The organism is Streptomyces sp. NPDC002911, assembly GCF_053591835.1.
On sequence record NZ_JBSFUO010000021.1, the window covers coordinates 56,796 to 72,632 of the forward strand.

Annotated in this window: 13 protein-coding genes and 2 pseudogenes; 5 read left to right on the top strand and 10 right to left on the bottom strand. The window is 71.4% G+C overall.

Going from position 1 to position 15,837, the window contains the following annotated elements; all coding sequences use genetic code 11:
• Position 1 precedes the first annotated feature (1 nt).
• The 3 genes from ACWD04_RS25830 (at position 2) to ACWD04_RS25840 (ending at position 3,080) form a co-directional block, all read left to right on the top strand.
• Positions 2-805, top strand: a complete 804-nt coding sequence (locus tag ACWD04_RS25830; protein ID WP_451135739.1) for a DUF2182 domain-containing protein — start codon at positions 2-4, stop codon at positions 803-805.
• A gap of 410 nt (positions 806-1,215) precedes the next feature.
• Entirely contained in the window at positions 1,216-1,602 is a 387-nt protein-coding gene (locus tag ACWD04_RS25835; RefSeq protein ID WP_451135741.1) for a hypothetical protein, read from the top strand.
• A 131-nt stretch (positions 1,603-1,733) separates the two neighbouring features.
• A complete protein-coding gene (locus tag ACWD04_RS25840; RefSeq protein ID WP_451135743.1) occupies positions 1,734-3,080 on the top strand; it encodes a helicase-associated domain-containing protein in 1,347 nt (448 codons plus the stop codon).
• Between the two features lie 244 nt (positions 3,081-3,324).
• Here the strand turns inward: ACWD04_RS25840 and ACWD04_RS25845 are convergent, their stop codons facing one another.
• Positions 3,325-4,758 carry an oxygenase MpaB family protein gene (locus ACWD04_RS25845; RefSeq protein WP_451135808.1) on the bottom strand — a complete coding sequence of 478 codons (1,434 nt, stop codon included), beginning with the start codon at positions 4,756-4,758 and terminating at the stop codon, positions 3,325-3,327.
• Positions 4,759-4,838: 80 nt separating this feature from the next.
• Positions 4,839-5,552: a polyprenyl diphosphate synthase gene (gene uppS / locus ACWD04_RS25850; RefSeq protein ID WP_451135745.1), complete on the bottom strand. Its 714-nt coding sequence runs from the start codon at positions 5,550-5,552 to the stop codon at positions 4,839-4,841.
• A gap of 554 nt (positions 5,553-6,106) precedes the next feature.
• Between uppS and ACWD04_RS25855 the strand changes: the two genes are divergently transcribed.
• Positions 6,107-6,751, top strand: coding sequence for a dihydrofolate reductase family protein (locus tag ACWD04_RS25855; protein WP_451135747.1), 645 nt, complete (start codon positions 6,107-6,109; stop codon positions 6,749-6,751).
• A gap of 83 nt (positions 6,752-6,834) precedes the next feature.
• Here the strand turns inward: ACWD04_RS25855 and ACWD04_RS25860 are convergent.
• The 7 genes and pseudogenes from ACWD04_RS25860 to ACWD04_RS25890 form a co-directional block, all read right to left on the bottom strand.
• A pseudogene (locus ACWD04_RS25860) lies at positions 6,835-6,903 on the bottom strand (VOC family protein); the annotation flags it as partial.
• A pseudogene (locus ACWD04_RS25865) lies at positions 6,875-7,292 on the bottom strand (helix-turn-helix transcriptional regulator); the annotation flags it as partial. The pseudogenes ACWD04_RS25865 and ACWD04_RS25860, both read right to left, overlap by 29 nt.
• Positions 7,293-7,328: 36 nt before the next feature.
• Positions 7,329-7,943 (bottom strand): glyoxalase, encoded by a 615-nt coding sequence (locus ACWD04_RS25870; protein WP_451135749.1) that lies wholly within the window; start codon positions 7,941-7,943, stop codon positions 7,329-7,331.
• A gap of 159 nt (positions 7,944-8,102) precedes the next feature.
• Positions 8,103-9,395, bottom strand: a complete 1,293-nt coding sequence (locus ACWD04_RS25875; protein WP_451135751.1) for an LPXTG cell wall anchor domain-containing protein — start codon at positions 9,393-9,395, stop codon at positions 8,103-8,105.
• A gap of 229 nt (positions 9,396-9,624) precedes the next feature.
• On the bottom strand, positions 9,625-9,783 hold the full coding sequence (locus ACWD04_RS25880) for a hypothetical protein (RefSeq protein ID WP_451135753.1): 159 nt from the start codon (positions 9,781-9,783) through the stop codon (positions 9,625-9,627).
• 43 nt (positions 9,784-9,826) lie between these two features.
• Positions 9,827-10,582 (bottom strand): IclR family transcriptional regulator, encoded by a 756-nt coding sequence (locus ACWD04_RS25885; protein WP_451135755.1) that lies wholly within the window; start codon positions 10,580-10,582, stop codon positions 9,827-9,829.
• A 59-nt stretch (positions 10,583-10,641) separates the two neighbouring features.
• Positions 10,642-11,466, bottom strand: a complete 825-nt coding sequence (locus ACWD04_RS25890) for an alpha/beta fold hydrolase (RefSeq protein WP_451135757.1) — start codon at positions 11,464-11,466, stop codon at positions 10,642-10,644.
• Between the two features lie 126 nt (positions 11,467-11,592).
• Between ACWD04_RS25890 and ACWD04_RS25895 the strand changes: the two genes are divergently transcribed.
• Positions 11,593-12,174, top strand: coding sequence for a TetR/AcrR family transcriptional regulator (locus ACWD04_RS25895; protein ID WP_451135759.1), 582 nt, complete (start codon positions 11,593-11,595; stop codon positions 12,172-12,174).
• A gap of 17 nt (positions 12,175-12,191) precedes the next feature.
• On the opposite strand, the gene cobN is transcribed toward ACWD04_RS25895, so the two are convergent.
• Positions 12,192-15,791 (bottom strand): cobaltochelatase subunit CobN, encoded by a 3,600-nt coding sequence (cobN, locus tag ACWD04_RS25900; RefSeq protein ID WP_451135761.1) that lies wholly within the window; start codon positions 15,789-15,791, stop codon positions 12,192-12,194.
• Positions 15,792-15,837 lie beyond the last annotated feature (46 nt).

Consider the following 15,837-nt stretch of genomic DNA (forward strand, 5'->3'; position numbering starts at 1 on the left):
CATGCCCCCCAACCGGGAACGGCTGACCCCACCCTTGCGGACCGGCAATCTGCTCCCGGCTCGACAGCTGGCCGCCGCCTGGTCCGTCATGGCGCTGATCGCTCTGCTCGCCTGGATTCTGGTGGTCGCCCAGACGGGCGGTACGGGCATGGGCCCGGGGACGATGGGCATGAGCGTGCCGCTGTTCCTGCTGCTCTGGGTGGTCATGATGATCGCCATGATGTTCCCGTCCGTGGCACCGGTGGCCGTCACCTGGACCCGGGCCATCGGCCGACAGTCATCGGGAGGCGCGCGGGCGCTCAGGACCACCCAGTTCGTGGCCGGGTACCTGCTCGCCTGGGCGGCGTTCGGCCTGGCCACTTACGGGATTCTCATGCTGGTCGACTCCTTGCTGTCCGGCCACCCACAGGCCGGGCGGTGGGTCGGGGCCGGTGCCTTCCTCGCCGCCGCCGTGCAGCAGGTCAGTCCGCTGAAGGACATCTGCCTGCGCCACTGCCGCAGCCCCATGGGCCAGCTGGTGCGCTACGCCGGCTTCCGGACGAGAGCCCGGGACCTGCGGGTGGGAATGCACCACGGCCTCTACTGCGTCGGCTGCTGCTGGGGCCTCATGATCGTCCTCATTCCGCTGGGCTCGATGAACATCGCGGCGATGGCGTCGGTGTCGGTGATCATTTTCGTGGAGAAGCTGTGGCGCCTGGGCCCGGTGTTCGGTACCGCGATCGGCGCGGTGCTCCTCGTCCTGGCGGTCCTGACCGCGCTGGGGCTCCTGCCCGGCTTGCTACTGCCCGGGCTCCAGGGCTCCTGAAGCGGTGGTCCTCCGGTGCGTGGGCGGCCCCGCCTCGCGCGCATCTCCCGCCCGCCACAGGGCCGCCTCAACCAGCCTGCCGATTCCTTCTCGGACCGGTTCCCGCCGCTGGCCGGGCAGGGCACCCCCTTCACTCAGGAGTGGATGCCTTTCGCCACAGCGTGCGGGCGTCCCCTTCGATGCTCCATTCTGGGATCTGTGCGGGACCGACTCCGGTCGGAGACCACCAGCACCCGTCTTTGTGAGGTGTCCCCATCAGCAAGCCCAGCGGATCAACTCTGGCCACGTGGCTGAACGGTCTGGAAGTCGACCGGCTGGAGCGGGTCCTGGCAGCGCGCCCGGACACCGTGTGTCCGCCGGAGCCTCGATCGTCCGGCGAACTCGCGGACCGGCTTCAGCGCCCGGCCTCGGTGGCCCCGGTACTGACCCGGCTCACGCTGCCGCACCTGCAGGTAGCCGAGGCACTGGCGGCATCGGGGCCCGTTCCACGTGCCGCCCTGGCCGATCTGCTGGACGTGACCGGAGCGGAGCGCGCTCGCGGGCTGGCGGCGGTCCTGGACGCGCTGGCCGATCGCGCACTCGTCTGGCCGGACGGCGAAGGGCTGCTGCACATCGCGGCTCCGCTACGGCAGGCGTGGGACTCGCCGCTGGGGCTGGACGCACCGCTCGCCCGGCTACTGGCGGACACGACCTCCGAGGAGCTGCGCCGCGTGCTGGTCGCCCTGCCGCTACAGCGTTCACCGCCCGTGCCGCGTCGGCCCTGGCGGCGTGCGCCGCCTCCGAGCCGACCCAGCTGAAGTCCGGCGGGGTCGGAGCACGTGAGCTGGCCCGGGTCGGCAAGGCAGCGCGGTGCGACGACATCGTCGTACGCCTCGCGCTGGAGGCGGCGTACGGTGCCGGGCTGCTGGCTCGGGACGGTGGCCAGGTCGTGGCGACGGACGCATACGACACCTGGTCGGAGCAGGAGCCGGCGGAGCAGCTCACCGCACTCCTCCAGGCGTGGCGGACGCTGCCGCTCACCCCGACCCAGGCTCGGGACGAGGACGGCAAGGCGCTGCCCGCGCTCGCCGGGACACCGCCCTGCGACGGATGTGTCCAGGCCCGGGAGGGGCTGTTCGCCGCCGCGGGGTGTCTTCCGGCGAACCAGGGAGTGCAGAGCCCCGCGGAACTGGGGCCGCTGGTCGCCTGGCACCGGCCGCTCGCCGACCAGATCCCCCAGGACACCACGCTCTTCGCCTCCGTCATCCGGGAAGCGGAACTGCTCGGAGTCGTCGCCCGCGGCGCCTTGTCCCGCATCGGTGCCGCTCTGCGGGCCGACACGGCCGACGCGCTGGCCGACGCCTGCCGGCGGCTGCTGCCGGCGGCCACCAGGGCGGCCCGATTCGGCGCGGATCTCACCGCTGTCGTCACCGGCACACCTTCTGCGCGCCTCGCCGCGCTGCTGGACACCGTCGCGGACAAGGAAACCGGTGGTACGGCATCGGTGTGGCGGTTCAGCCCCACAACCGTTCGCCGCGCCCTGGACCGAGGCCGCGCGGCCGACGCGATCGCAGCCGATCTCACCGCAGTCGCCGTCGGCCCCCTCCCCCAGCCCCTGTCGTACCTGATCCACGACACCGCACGCACTCACGGCCGTATGCGCATCGCCCCTGCGGCCTGCGTGATCCACGCAGAAGAACCCGTCCTGCTCGCCGAAATCGCCGCGCACGGAAAGCTCGCCGGACTCGGCCTGCGCCGGCTGGCGCCGACCGTGCTGGTCAGCCGGACCCCGCTCGACACGACCCTCGCCGCGCTCCGGGACGCCGGCTACGCCCCTGTCGCCGAGAAGGCCGACGGAACCGTGCGCCTCGAGAAGACCCGGCCCCGACGTGCCGCCGCTCCGGCCCCGCTCCCAGGCCAACGACGGCGGGACCTGCCGACGGCGCCTCTGGTGGCCGTCGATCTGAGCGCGCTGGCCGCCAGACTGCGGAACGCCCCGTCGGCACTTCCGGCTCCCGACCCCTTCGGCACCGGGGTTCCCTACTGCACGGACACCGAGGAGATCGTCGCCGCCTACGCGAAAACCCTGGCCTACAGCGATGTCCGCCAGCTCGCCCATGCCGTCGACGCCGACGGAGCCGTCACGGTCGAGTACGTCGCCGCCTCGGGCAACCGGACCGTACGTACCCTCAGCGAGCTCGTGCTCGACCCGCCCTACGTGTATGCCTGGTGCCACCTGCGCGACGAGGAGAGGGTCTTCACCCTCTCCCGCATCCACGGCGTCATGCCCGGGTAGCCGGGATCCGCGTCGTGGCTCGGTGTCCGGTCGGCCGCTGCGGCGATGCCCCGCACGGTCCCGCCATGACCGCCTGACCTCGTCCACGGGGCAGAACCGCCGTAACGGTGGTGACGGCGGGCAGATACCGCATCGGCAGCCCTCACCGACACCCTGCGGTGCCGCCGCCGGCGGGTCGGCGGACGGTACGCAGGGCCGGCACGCTGTACGGACCGGTGTCGCAGCGGTCGGACGGTCTGCTGTCCTACGCGTCGGACAGCAGCGGATCGTAGGGGGCCGACCGCTGACGACCTGACATGAAGGAGACGAAGTCCCGCACGAACGCGCTTCGGGAGTACCGCCCTTCGGCGTCCACGACGGATCGCCCGAAGCCTCTCCGGAACAGGGCCCGGTACTCCTCGGCGTCGATGAACTGGTCGCCGTCCGCGTCGGTGACACCGAAGAGGACCTCGGCGACCCTGATCAGCGCCGGCCCTGCCAAAGACGGGGCTGCGGCCGCGTATTCCTCCTCGCTCACCCGGCCGTCACCGTCGCTGTCCATGGCGGCCTGGAGTTCTCTCCACCACGCGGCGAACGCGTCGTACAGCCGGGTCTCCTCCGGCTCGTCCAGGTCGAGACGGGAGCAGAGTTCCCGGGCCATGGCGGCGAGATCGGGCCAGTCCAGATAGCCGTCCCCGGTCTGGTCCAGCACCTCGCTGAAGAACTCGCGGGCACTGCGCCGGTTCCCGGTCCCGCCTGGGCCGCCCGGATCGCCCGGTTGTTCCGGTACCGGTGTGATCAGCCGGAGCAGTGCGCCGGCCCGTTTCATCCGGACGCGCAGAGTGGTGAGTGTCTCGGCCAAGGGGCCGTCGCCGTCCGGCGACAGGTGAAGCAGACCGACGACGTTCTCGGCCCGGATCCAGTCGTCGGGCAGGGCACGGGCCAGGCGGGCGGCCATGTAGGCACTCTGCATCAGGGTCTGCGCACCGGGAACCTCCGGCAGCCCGGCCCGGCGCCGGAAGGCCTCGGGAAGGGAGGCCACGGTGATGGTGCCGATGACCGGCCCAGCCAGCGCACGACCGGTCGCCCAGACTGTGGGCAGTCCTGCGAACAGCGGCGGCGCCGGTAGATGTTCGAAAAGCTTGAAGAGGATGATGCGCAGCGCCTCCGTGTTCTGCAGTTCCTCCGCGACCATGCGGTCGTAGTACTGCCAGAACTCGGGCAAGGTGGGCGGAAGGTGGCCCGCCTGGTCCCCCAAGGCGGCGAGGAAGCCCTGGAACTCGGCGTAGAGCCGCTCCATGGTGATCTGGTCCAGGGGCTGCCCGCTCAGCCGGTACATGGTGACGGAGCTCTCGAAGAGCGTGGCGGCCACCCACGCCCGCACCTCGGGGTCCATCGCGTCGTAGGGCCGGTTACTCGCGTCCGTGCCGCTCAGCCGCGTGTGCAGGCGGTTGAGCCGTGCCGCCTCCCGCTGCCGGGTGTGTTCGTCGGCTCCGAACATGCGCTGCAGACTGACCAGGGTGTTGCGCAGCCGTCGCCAGGGGTGCACGACGAAGGAGGAGTTGTCGGCCAGTGCCGCGCCGATCTGCGGATGGGCGGCTTCCAGCACCGTGGCCCTGACGACGGCCAGTGCCCAGCGGGGATCGTTGAAGAAGCGGTGGAACTGCGACCCAGGGCCGAACAGGGATTCGGCCGGCACTTCGGTGGCCTCCCGGCCGGGGTGTTCGTACGGGCCCGTGGCGCCGGGGCCGGTCCACGGGACGTGACTGTCCGTGTCCTTCACCTGTGGGACTCTCCGTTCGTTTGCGGCGTCACGCCGCCGAAGCGGCGGTCGCGGCTCCGGTAGTCGTGCAGGCACTCCAGAAAGTGCGGCGCACGGAAATCGGGCCAGAGCACCGCGGGGAAGATCCACTCGGCGTAGGCCACCTGCCAGAGCATGAAGTTGGAGATGCGCTGTTCGCCGGAGGTACGGATGACGAGGTCCACGTCAGGCATGTCGGGGACAGGCAGATGCGCGGCGAAGCACTCTTGGTCGACCGCGTCGGCGGCCACCCCGGCTCGGACGAGGGACCGTGCCGCGGAGACGATGTCCTGGCGCCCGCCGTGGTCGAACGCCACGGTCAGCGTCATGCCCCGATTGGTCTCGGTGAGTGTCATCAGGTCGTCGAAATCCTGGGCCAGGGAGGCGGGAATTCTCGGGTCCTCGGCTCCCAGGAACCGGCAGCGGATGCCGCGTGCGTGCAGCAGCGGCGCGTGCTTGCGCACCACGCGGCGCACCAGACGCATGAGGAAGTCGATCTCCTCGCCCGGGCGTCGCCAGTTCTCGGTGGAGAAGGCGTAGAGGCTGAGCCACTCGACCCCCGCCGACCGCGCCGCCTCGATGACGTCGATCACCGTCGTCTCCGCCGCCCTGTGCCCTGACGTGCGCGGAAGGGAGCGCTGCTGCGCCCACCGGCCGTTGCCATCCATCACGCACGCGACATGGCGAGGCACCGGGCGCTGCCGCTCCTCACCGGGCGTGCGGCGTGGTCGTACCGGGACCGCCGGTAACGTGCCGCCCTCCGACTGCGTGCCGACGCTGCCGACCGGCTTACCCGTCGGATGCGCCTGTCCGCATGGTCCTGCTCCACCGGATGTCATTGAAGCGTCCCCCTTCGACTCGCGTCCGCAGGCTTCGCCGGGCCCCTACCCCCGTCGCCGAGTCGACGGGCCACTGGCCGGCGCCTCCCCCGCTGCTCCACACCTCCAGCAGAGTGCCGGTGCCCGGCCCACGGCGCATCACGATGCCCGCATATTCACCCGTAGCACGTCAGTCGGAGAGCACCGGCCCGCTCCCCGCCCGCCGGACCGAGCGGAAAGGTCTCGCCGCTCGCCGGCTGACGGGCTTCCGCTCCGCTTCGCGGTCGACGCAGGCAGGATTCCTGGTATCAGCCGCAGTCTCGACGAACGCGATCAGCAGCAGGATGTCGCGATCGACACCCGGCCCGGTGCTGAGGGCGGCCTGTTCGGCCGGTCCCATCACCGTCTACAAGCGCAGGAGGAAGCACGTGGAACAGCTGCTGAGGGTCCAGAACTTCACCGTCTCGCAGGACGGATTCGGTGCCGGTGAGCACCAGACTCTCGAGAGACCGTTCGGCCACGCCGATCCCGGAGCCCTGTTCGCCTGGGCCGGCGCCACGGCGAGCTGGCCCAACCGGACCGACCCCGGCGGGAGCCGTGGCCTCGACGACTACCTCACGCGGGACTTCGCGCGCAACATCGGCGCCGAAATCATGGGCCGTAACAAGTTCGGTCCCCAGCGCGGGCCCTGGCCGGACCAGGAGTGGCGCGGCTGGTGGGGTGACGAACCCCCCTTCCACACACCGGTGTTCGTCATGACCCACCACACGCGCCCCTCGTTCACCCTTTCCGACACCACATTCCACTTCGTCGACGCCACGCCTGCCCAGGTTCTCGAACAGGCACGCGAGGCGGCGCAGGGCAAGGACGTCCGGCTCGGCGGCGGGGCCACCACCATCCGGCAGTTCCTCGACGCGGACCTCGTCGACACCCTGCACGTGGCGGTCTCGCCGGTGCGGCTCGGATCCGGGGTGCGGCTCTGGGAGTCCCCCGCCGAGCTGCTCAACCGGTTCCACCTCGATGTCGTGCCGAGCCCGAGCGGCGTGACGCACCACCTGTTCTGGCGGAGGTGACGGAACGGCTCCGGGTAGGCATCGACGATCAGGTTGACGCCCTCCGCGAGGTGACCGGCGGCAGCTGAGGCCCTGCGGAGAGCTCAGCGCAGTTCCTGGATGCGGATCGGGTTGCCCGCGGGATCGCGGAAGGCGCAGTCGCGGACGCCGTACCTGTTTCGCTGCACGGCGGCACCCCCTCCGCCTCGCTCTCCGCCCGGCGCCGGCAGGCGCTGGGCGGCATCCCGACCAGTCGGGTGAAGCGGGCGCTGAAGGTGCCGAGCGAGGAACAGCCGACCTCGAAACAGACGTCGGTGACGCCGAAGCCGCCACTCCGCAGCAGCGCCATCGCCCGCTCGGTCCGGCGTGTCATGAGATAGCTGTACGACGATTCCCCGTAGGCGAGCCGGAACCGGCGGCTGAGGTGGCCCGCCGACATGTTCGCGCGGGCGAGCGCCTCGACGTCCAGTGGTCGCGCGTACTCCCGGTCGATCCGGTCACGCACGCGGCGCAGCCGGGCGATGTCGCGCAGGTGCTGGGCGTCCGTGGGTCTGCTCGTCACCTGTGTAATCGTGCGGCCGGGCCGGCGCGGTGGGAATCACTGCGAGGCCGCCTCCCAGACGAACCCGTCCGGGTCGGTGAAGGGCCCGCTGTCGCCGGCGATCGTGAGCCGGTGCGATCCGGTGCCCTCGGGAGAGACACCGGCGTCCTTGGCGAGGGCACGACGGCCGTAGAACCCCAGCTTGACGGGACTGGCCGGCATGTCGAAGTCGACGTACTTGCGGCCGAAGCTCTTCCCTACGGCGAGGCCGCGCTCGACGTAGTACTGCTTGCTCGCGAGTACGTCGTCGACGCCCAGCAGGAGCACGAACTGGCCGATCTCGCGGGTGGCCGGGCCCTTGTCCCTCTTCGCCGAGGTCGCGATCTTCCACAGCGCCCCGTCCGGGGCGCGTACGACGCCGCCGTAGCCCCAGAACGACTTCGCGGCGGGCTTCACCGGGGAGGCCCCGGCGTCGAGGGCGGCATCGACGAAGCCGTCGACGGTGGCGGGCCCCGACACCGTGAGCGACAGCGTGTACCCGCGGAAGCCGGTCGTCGGTGCGTCCGAGGCACGCACGCGCAGCCGGGGACCCAGGCCGAAGGCGGCGGCGTAGAAGTGTTCTGCGGCGGTGGGATCGGCCACCTCGAGGGTGACCGATGTGAGGGAGGTCATGCAACGAAGCTACGCGCGGCCCCGCCGACACGCTTCTCGGTTCCTGACCGGTCTGCGGGCCGTGCCGACCGCGTCAGGCCCGACACCGCGCTCGGTGTCGGGCCCGCCGGGGGTCGGTGCGTGTGCCGGGGACGCCTGGCAGGCCCCCCGGCTCACGCGTCAGGCGTGGGAGCCGGCCTTGCGACGGCGTACGACGAACACCGCGCCGGCGCCGATCGCCAGCGCCGCGCCGCTCGCGAGGGCGAGCTGGGACATCGAGGAGGACGAACCCGTGGCGGCGAGGCTGCCGCTCACCGGACTGGCCGACCCGCCGCTGTGCGGCGTGAGGCCCGAGGGCTTCGGCTCGGTCGTGCCGGGCTTGGCGTCCACGACCTTGCCGGGCTTGCTGCCCGCGGCGGCGATCAGGAACTCGTAGCCCTCGAGGTCAAGGTTCCCGCCGCACGAGCCGTTGTCGTTGCGGAAAAAACCGGCGACGAAGGTGATGCCGTTGCCCGCGGGGGCCGAGGCCTCGATCGTGAGGCGCATCTTGACGTCGGCGTGGGCGCCGGCCTTCAGCGGGCTGATGGCATCCATGTCGTGCTCGCTGTCGACGGTCTTCCACGTCTTGGACGAGCCGGACGACCACTGCAGGCGCACCAGGTCGTCGATGTCGTTGAGCCCGCTCTCGTCGGTCGCGTGGACGTAGGCGAGCGGAAGCACCTCGTCCATCGTCCTGTCGGTGCCGTTGGTCACCCGGAGGTTGAAGTTGACCTTCGTTCCGGCGACGACCGTGGACGGCAGACCCGTGACGACCGTGGTGAGCTCGGGCTCGGGAACGCAGGCCTCACCTCCTTCGCCGTCCTCGCCCTCCTCGGCTGCCTCCTCCTCCGCCTTGGCCAGCGCCTCGTCGGCGGCGGTCTTGTCGGCGAGTGCCGCCTCGGTGGCCTCCTTCGCCAGGTGCACCGCCTGGACTGCGGCGACCCGCTCGTCGTCACGCGCGTCCAGGGCTTGCACGAGCCGGGCATCGGCGGCGGCCTTGGCCTCGTCGGCGGCGGTGGCCGCGGCCTCCGCCTCGGTGAGAGCCGTCTCCGCAGCAGCCCTCTCCTCGTCGGTGGCCGCCTCCGTGAGGGCGTCGACCGCCGCCTGGGCGTCGACGACCGCGTCGGCGGCGGCGGTTTTCGTGGCGGCGGCGTCGTCCGCCGCGGTCTGGGCGGCCTCGGCGGCCACGGCCAGGGGAGCGGTGTCCAGCAGGACGGCTTCCAGAGCCGCGTATGCGGCGCTCTCGGCCTCTACGGCGGCTTCGTGCACCGCCTGTGCGGCGGCGGCGGCCTTCTCCAGCTCCGCGATGGACGGCTTTTCCTGCGTCTGCGCCGCCGGCTTTTCGTCGGCGAACGCAGGGGTGACCGACAGCAGCAGGGCAGGGGTGGTCACTGCGGCGGCAACAGCTGTGGCAAGAATCCGGCGAATCTTCACAAGAGCCCTTCGGTGTCCGAAAAAAGAAGAAGGGGTCGCAGCGGAATGGGGCACGCATATGCGACTCGGGGTGATCGTATGGCCGGGGGAACGATCACCCCTCACGAGTTTTTCACCTGTTCCGGCCACTATCACAACATCGGAGCAGACAGAAAAGACGAAAGGGTGCAGTTGCTTTCGTCGCCTGTGCTTTCGCTGTGAGGAACGCCACGTGCTCTCGCGTGCCGTTCTACGGCTTCCCGCCACCGTTCCCGGCCCCGGCGAGTGCCTGCACCTCCGCGTACGCGTACGGCTCCCCGCTCACCGGCCGCCGCCCCGCGCGGACGTCCACCGCGGCGGCCACGGCGGCACCGAGCGCGCGACGGCAGAGGAACGAGCCGAGGCTCACCCGGCGTACGGCCTCCGCCGATGAGTCCCGAGCCCCGGGGCCGTCAGAGCAGGAACGAGAGGCCCCGGCTCACCCGGTCCGCCGCGGACAGCAGCATCTCGCGGACCTGCGTGGTCCGGTACATCCTGTCGGCCCGGAAGGAGATGCCCAGCGACCCGAGCGTGCCCCCGCTGTACACGGGCACCGCGATGCACACCGTGCCGAGGGCGTACTCCTCGCGGTCCATGACGGACGGTGACGGCAGCGCGTCGAGCCGCTGGATAAGCTCCTCGCGGTGGGTGATCGTGTGGGGGGTGAGGTCGTTGAGGAAGTGGCGGGAGAAGTATTCGCCGCGCGCCTCGTCGTTGAGTTCACGGAGGACGCACTTGCCGAGGGCGGTGGCATGACCCGCGTTTTCGAAGCCCACCCAAAGGTCGACCCGGGGCGCCCGGGGCCCGTCGACGATCTCGGCGACGCGGATTTCGCCGTCCTCGTAGAAGGTCAGATAGGCCGCGGCCGAGATCTCGTCCCGCAGGGCGGCGAGGGCGGGCCGGACACCGGCCAGCCGCCCCTCGCCGCTGCTCGCGGTGCGCAGCCGGTCGAGCGTGTCACCGATGACGTACCCGCCGCCGTCCAGCCTCGTCAGATACCCGTCCCGGGTGAGCGCGCGCAGAAGGTGGTTCGCGGTGTCCGGCTCCAGCCCAGCCTCACGCGCAAGCTGCGCCGCGGGGGCTCCTGCCGCATGGGCCCCCGCGGCTTCCATCAGGCGGAACGCCCGCTCCACGGACGTGAGGAACTCGGGGCTCGGCTGATCACCCATTCCCCCAGCGTGGACCTGACGCGGGGAGGGGGCAACGCGGGACCCCTCCCCGCACCCCCCTACTGCTTGATGAAGTCGAGCAGATCGGCGTTGAACGCCTCCTCGTACGCGCCGACCAGCCCGTGCGGGGCGCCCGGGTAGACCTTGAGGGTCGCGTTCTTCACGATCCGGGCGGCCTTGTGGGCGGAGTCGGCGATCGGCACGATCTGGTCGTCGTCACCGTGGGCGATCAGCGTGGGGACGTTCTCGAAGCGCTCCAGGTCCTGGGTGAAATCGGTCTCCGAGAACTGGGCGACGCAGTCGTACGCCGCCTTGAGCCCGGCCTGCATGCTCATGAGCCAGAACGCGTCGCGCGCGCCCTGCGAGACGGCGGAGCCGGGCCGGTCGGCGCCGTAGAAGTTCTCGCTCAGGCCCTGGTAGAACGTGGAACGGTCGCTCCGCACGCCTTCACGGATGCCGTCGAAGACCTCGATGGGCAGCCCCTCCGGATTGCTGTCGGTCTTGAGCATCTGCGGAGGTACGGCACCGAGGAGGACGGCCTTCGCGACGCGGCCGGTCCCGTGCCGTCCGATGTAGCGCGCGACTTCGCCGCCGCCGGTGGAGTGGCCGACGAGGATCACGTCGTCGAGGCCGAGGTGCTCGATCAGCTGCGCCAGGTCATCGGCGTAGGTGTCCATGTCATTGCCCTGCCAGGGCTGGTCGGAGCGTCCGTGGCCACGCCGGTCATGGGCGATGGCGCGGAAGCCGTTCTCCGCGACGAGCCGCAGCTGGCCGTCCCAGGCGTCGGCGTTCAGGGGCCAGCCGTGGCTGAAGACGACGGGCCGGCCGCTGCCCCAGTCCTTGTAATGAATGCGCGTGCCGTCGGTGGTGGTGAAGTCACTCATGGGGCGGGTCTCTTCCGGTCGGTTGCGAGAGAGGGAGACAGACCTGTCTGTCTCCTAAAGACTGCGGCCGTCCGGGATGCTTGTCAAGGCAGGAAAGAGACAGACCAGTCTGTTAGCGTGTGGGCCATGTCCGCGCAGCCCTCACCGCCCCCACGCTCGGCGGCTCGCGACCGGCTCCTCGCCACCGCGGCCGACGTCTTCTACGCGGACGGCATCCACGCCGTCGGCGTGGACAGGCTGATCGCGGCGGCCGGAGTCACCAAGGCGACGTTCTACCGCCACTTCCCCTCGAAGGAAGACCTCGTCCTCGCGTATCTGCGGCAGCGGGACGCGGCCGTCCGGGCCGACGTCGAGCGCGCCGTCGCCACGGTCCAGGACCCGCGCGGGCAGGTGGACGCCGTGATGGAGTGGCTGGCCGAAGAGGTGTGCGGTCCCGGTTTCCGGGGCTGTCCGTTCATCAACGCGGCGGCCGAATACCCGGACCCGGAACACCCGGTCCGGGTTCTGGTGGCCGAACACCGCACCTGGTTCCGCGACACACTCGCCGGGGTGCTGCGCGCGGCGGGCCACCCGGACCCGGACGCAGCCGCGGCCTCACTGCTGCTGGCGCGCGACGGGGCGATGGTCGGGGGGTACCTCGACGGCGCGGGCGCCCGCATCGTTCTGCTGAGCACGGCCGACGCGCTCATGGCACACGTCGGCCGCTGAGCCCTGCTGGGGCCCGGTCAGTCCTCGCCCTCCAGGTCGCCTTCCGTCTCCAGGAACACCTGCCGCAGCGCTTCGAGCACCGCCGGGTCGGGCTTCGCCCACATGCCCCGGGACTCGGCCTCCAGGAGGCGCTCGGCGATGCCGTGCAAGGCCCAGGGATTCGCCTGCTGGAGGAACTCGCGGTTCGTCGGGTCCAGGACGTACGTCTCGGTCAGCTTGTCGTACATCCAGTCCGCGACCACGCCCGTCGTCGCGTCGTACCCGAAGAGGTAGTCGACCGTCGCGGCGAGCTCGAACGCGCCCTTGTAACCGTGGCGGCGCATCGCCTCGATCCACTTCGGGTTGACCACCCGGGCGCGGAACACCCGGGACGTCTCCTCGACCAGGGTGCGGGTGCGGACCGTCTCGGGACGGGTCGAGTCGCCGATGTACGCCTCGGGGGCGGTGCCCTTCAGCGCGCGTACGGTCGCGACCATGCCGCCGTGGTACTGGAAGTAGTCGTCCGAGTCCGCGATGTCGTGCTCACGGGTGTCGGTGTTCTTCGCCGCCACCGCGATCCGCTTGTACGCCGTCTCCATCTCGTCCCGGGCCGGGCGCCCGTCGAGCTCGCGGCCGTAGGCGTAGCCGCCCCACACCGTGTACACCTCGGCGAGGTCGGCGTCCGTACGCCAGTCACGGGAGTCGATGAGCTGAAGCAGCCCGGCGCCGTACGTCCCCGGCCGGGAGCCGAAGATCCGGGTGGTGGCGCGCCGCTCGTCACCGTGTTCAGCCAGGTCGGCCTGGGTGTGGGCCCGTACGAAATTCTGCTCGGCGGGCTCGTCGAGCGAGGCCGCCAGGCGTACGGCGTCGTCGAGCAGGCCGATGGTGTGCGGGAACGCGTCGCGGAAGAAGCCGGAAATGCGCAGCGTGACGTCGATACGGGGGCGGCCCAGCTCCTCGTACGGGATCGCCTCCAGGCCGGTCACGCGGCGCGAGGCGTCGTCCCAGACGGGACGCACTCCGAGCAGGGCGAACGCCTCCGCGATGTCGTCGCCCGCGGTGCGCATCGCGCTGGTGCCCCACAGGGACAGGCCGACCGATGTGGGCCAGTCGCCGTTGTCGGCACGGTAGCGCTCCAGGAGCGAGTCGGCGAGGGCCTGGCCGGTCTCCCAGGCGAGGCGGGACGGGACCGCCTTCGGGTCGACGGAGTAGAAGTTACGGCCGGTAGGCAGAACGTTGACCAGGCCGCGGAGCGGTGAGCCCGACGGGCCGGCGGGGACGAAGCCGCCGTTCAGCGCGTGGACCGCGTGGTCGAGCTCGTCGGTCGTCGCGGCGAGGCGGGGCACGACCTCGCGGGCGGCGAAGTCGAGGATGTCGGCGACCGCCTGGGGGTGGCCCGCGGCCACACCGGCGACGGCTGCCGGGTCCCAGTCGGCGTCGTCCATCGCCTGCACGAGAGCACGGGCCTGCTCCTCGGTCGCGTCGGCGGCGGTCCGGGTGGCCGCCGACTCGTCCAGGCCGAGCGCCTCGCGCAGCCCGGGCAGCGACGCCGTACCGCCCCAGATCTGGCGGGCGCGCAGGACGGCGAGGACCAGGTTGACGCGGTCCTTGCCGGCCGGGGCGCTCCCCAGGACGTGCAGTCCGTCGCGGATCTGGACATCCTTGATCTCACAGAGCCAGCCGTCGAGATGCATGATGAATTCGTCGAAGCCCTCGTCCTCCGGCCGGTTCTCGAGCCCCAGGTCGTGGTCGAGCTTCGCGGCCTGGATGAGGGTCCAGATCTGGGCACGTACGGCCGGCAGCTTGGCCGGGTCCATCGCGGCGATCTGGGCGTGCTCGTCGAGGAGTTGTTCGAGGCGGGCGATGTCGCCGTAGCTGTCGGCGCGCGCCATCGGCGGCACGAGGTGGTCGACGAGGGTGGCGTGCACCCGGCGCTTGGCCTGGGTTCCCTCGCCCGGGTCGTTGACCAGGAACGGGTAGACCAGCGGCAGATCGCCCAGCGCGGCGTCGGGGCCGCAGGCGGCGGACAGGCCGGCGTTCTTGCCGGGCAGCCACTCCAGGTTGCCGTGCTTGCCGAGGTGGATCATCGCGTCGGCGCCGAAGCCGTTGTCGTCGGCGGACGCGGCGATCCAGCGGTACGCGGCCAGGTAGTGGTGCGAGGGCGGCAGATCAGGGTCGTGATAGATCGCGATCGGGTTCTCACCGAAGCCGCGCGGCGGCTGGATGAGGATCAGCAGATTCCCGCGGCGCAGGGCCGCGAGCACGATGTCACCCTCGGGGTTGCGGGACCGGTCGAGGAACATCTCGCCGGGCGCCGGGCCCCAGTGCCGCTCGACGGCCTCGCGCAGCTCGGCGGGGAGCGTGGCGAACCAGCGGCGGTAGTCGGCGGCGGGGATGCGGACCGGATTGCGGGCCAACTGCTCCTCGGTCAGCCACTCCTGGTCGTGGCCACCGGCCTCGATGAGCGCGTAGATCAGCTCGTCGCCGTCACCGGAGACCAGGCCCGGGATGTCCTCCTCGGGCCCGAAGTCGTAACCCTCGGCGCGGAGCCTGCGCAGCAGGGCGACGGCACTGGCGGGGGTGTCGAGGCCGACGGCGTTGCCGATACGGGAGTGCTTGGTGGGGTACGCGGACAGGACGAGCGCGATCCGCTTCTCGGCGGCCGGGATGTGGCGGAGCCTGGCGTGCCGTACGGCGATCCCGGCGACCCGGGCGGCGCGCTCGGGGTCGGCCACGTACGCGGGCAGACCGTCCTCGTCGATCTCCTTGAAGGAGAACGGCACCGTGATCAGGCGGCCGTCGAACTCGGGGACGGCGATCTGGGTGGCCGCGTCCAGCGGCGAGACGCCCTCGTCGTTCTCCTCCCAGGCGGCACGCGGACTGGTGAGGCAGAGCGCCTGGAGGACCGGCACGTCGAGGCCGGTGAGGGCGCCGGCGTCCCAGGACTCGTCGTCACCGCCGGCCGACGCGGTGGCGGGCTTGGTGCCACCCGCGGCGAGGACCGTCGTCACGATGGCGTCGGCGGCGCGGATTTCGTCGATGAGCTCGGGCTCTGGGGTACGGAGCGAGGCGACGTACAGCGGGAGGGGGCGTGCGCCCGCGTCCTCGACGGCGGTGCAGAGCGCCTCGATGAACGCGGTGTTCCCGCTCATGTGGTGCGCGCGGTAGTAGAGCACCGCGACCGTCGGGCCGGTGACGTCCCGGGCGGTCCGCTCCAGCGGGCCCCACGCGGGGGCCGGGGCGGGCGGCTCGAAACCGTGGCCGGTGAGCAGCACGGTGTCGGAGAGGAAGCGGGCCAGCTGCTCCAGGTTGGCGGGCCCGCCGTGCGCGAGGTAGGCGTGGGCCTCCGCGGCGATACCGATGGGCACCGTGGAGGCGGCCATCAGCTGCGCGTCGGGGGCCTGTTCACCGGTGAGGACGACGACGGGACGGCCGGTGGCCAGCACCTGGTCGAGCCCGTCCTGCCAGGCGCGTACGCCGCCGAGGAGGCGTACGACGACGAGGTCGGTGCCCTCCAGCAGCTGCGGGAGGTCGTCGAGGGGGAGCCGGGAAGGGTTGGCGTACTGGTAGGTGACCGGGCCCTGCGCGGCGCGCGCGCTCAGCAGGTCGGTGTCGGACGTCGACAGGAGCAGGATCATGCGGCGTCAGCCCTTCCTCGGGGTGTCCACGCCCCGGGCGGTGTGT

Coding starts and splice junctions, on each gene's coding strand:
- ACWD04_RS25885 (WP_451135755.1), bottom strand. CDS start 10,582: ATGGGTGATCAGCCGAGCCCCGAGTTCCTCACGTCCGTGGAGCGGGCG.
- cobN (WP_451135761.1), bottom strand. CDS start 15,791: ATGATCCTGCTCCTGTCGACGTCCGACACCGACCTGCTGAGCGCGCGC.
- ACWD04_RS25830 (WP_451135739.1), top strand. CDS start 2: ATGCCCCCCAACCGGGAACGGCTGACCCCACCCTTGCGGACCGGCAAT.
- ACWD04_RS25895 (WP_451135759.1), top strand. CDS start 11,593: ATGTCCGCGCAGCCCTCACCGCCCCCACGCTCGGCGGCTCGCGACCGG.
- ACWD04_RS25890 (WP_451135757.1), bottom strand. CDS start 11,466: ATGAGTGACTTCACCACCACCGACGGCACGCGCATTCATTACAAGGAC.
- ACWD04_RS25870 (WP_451135749.1), bottom strand. CDS start 7,943: ATGACCTCCCTCACATCGGTCACCCTCGAGGTGGCCGATCCCACCGCC.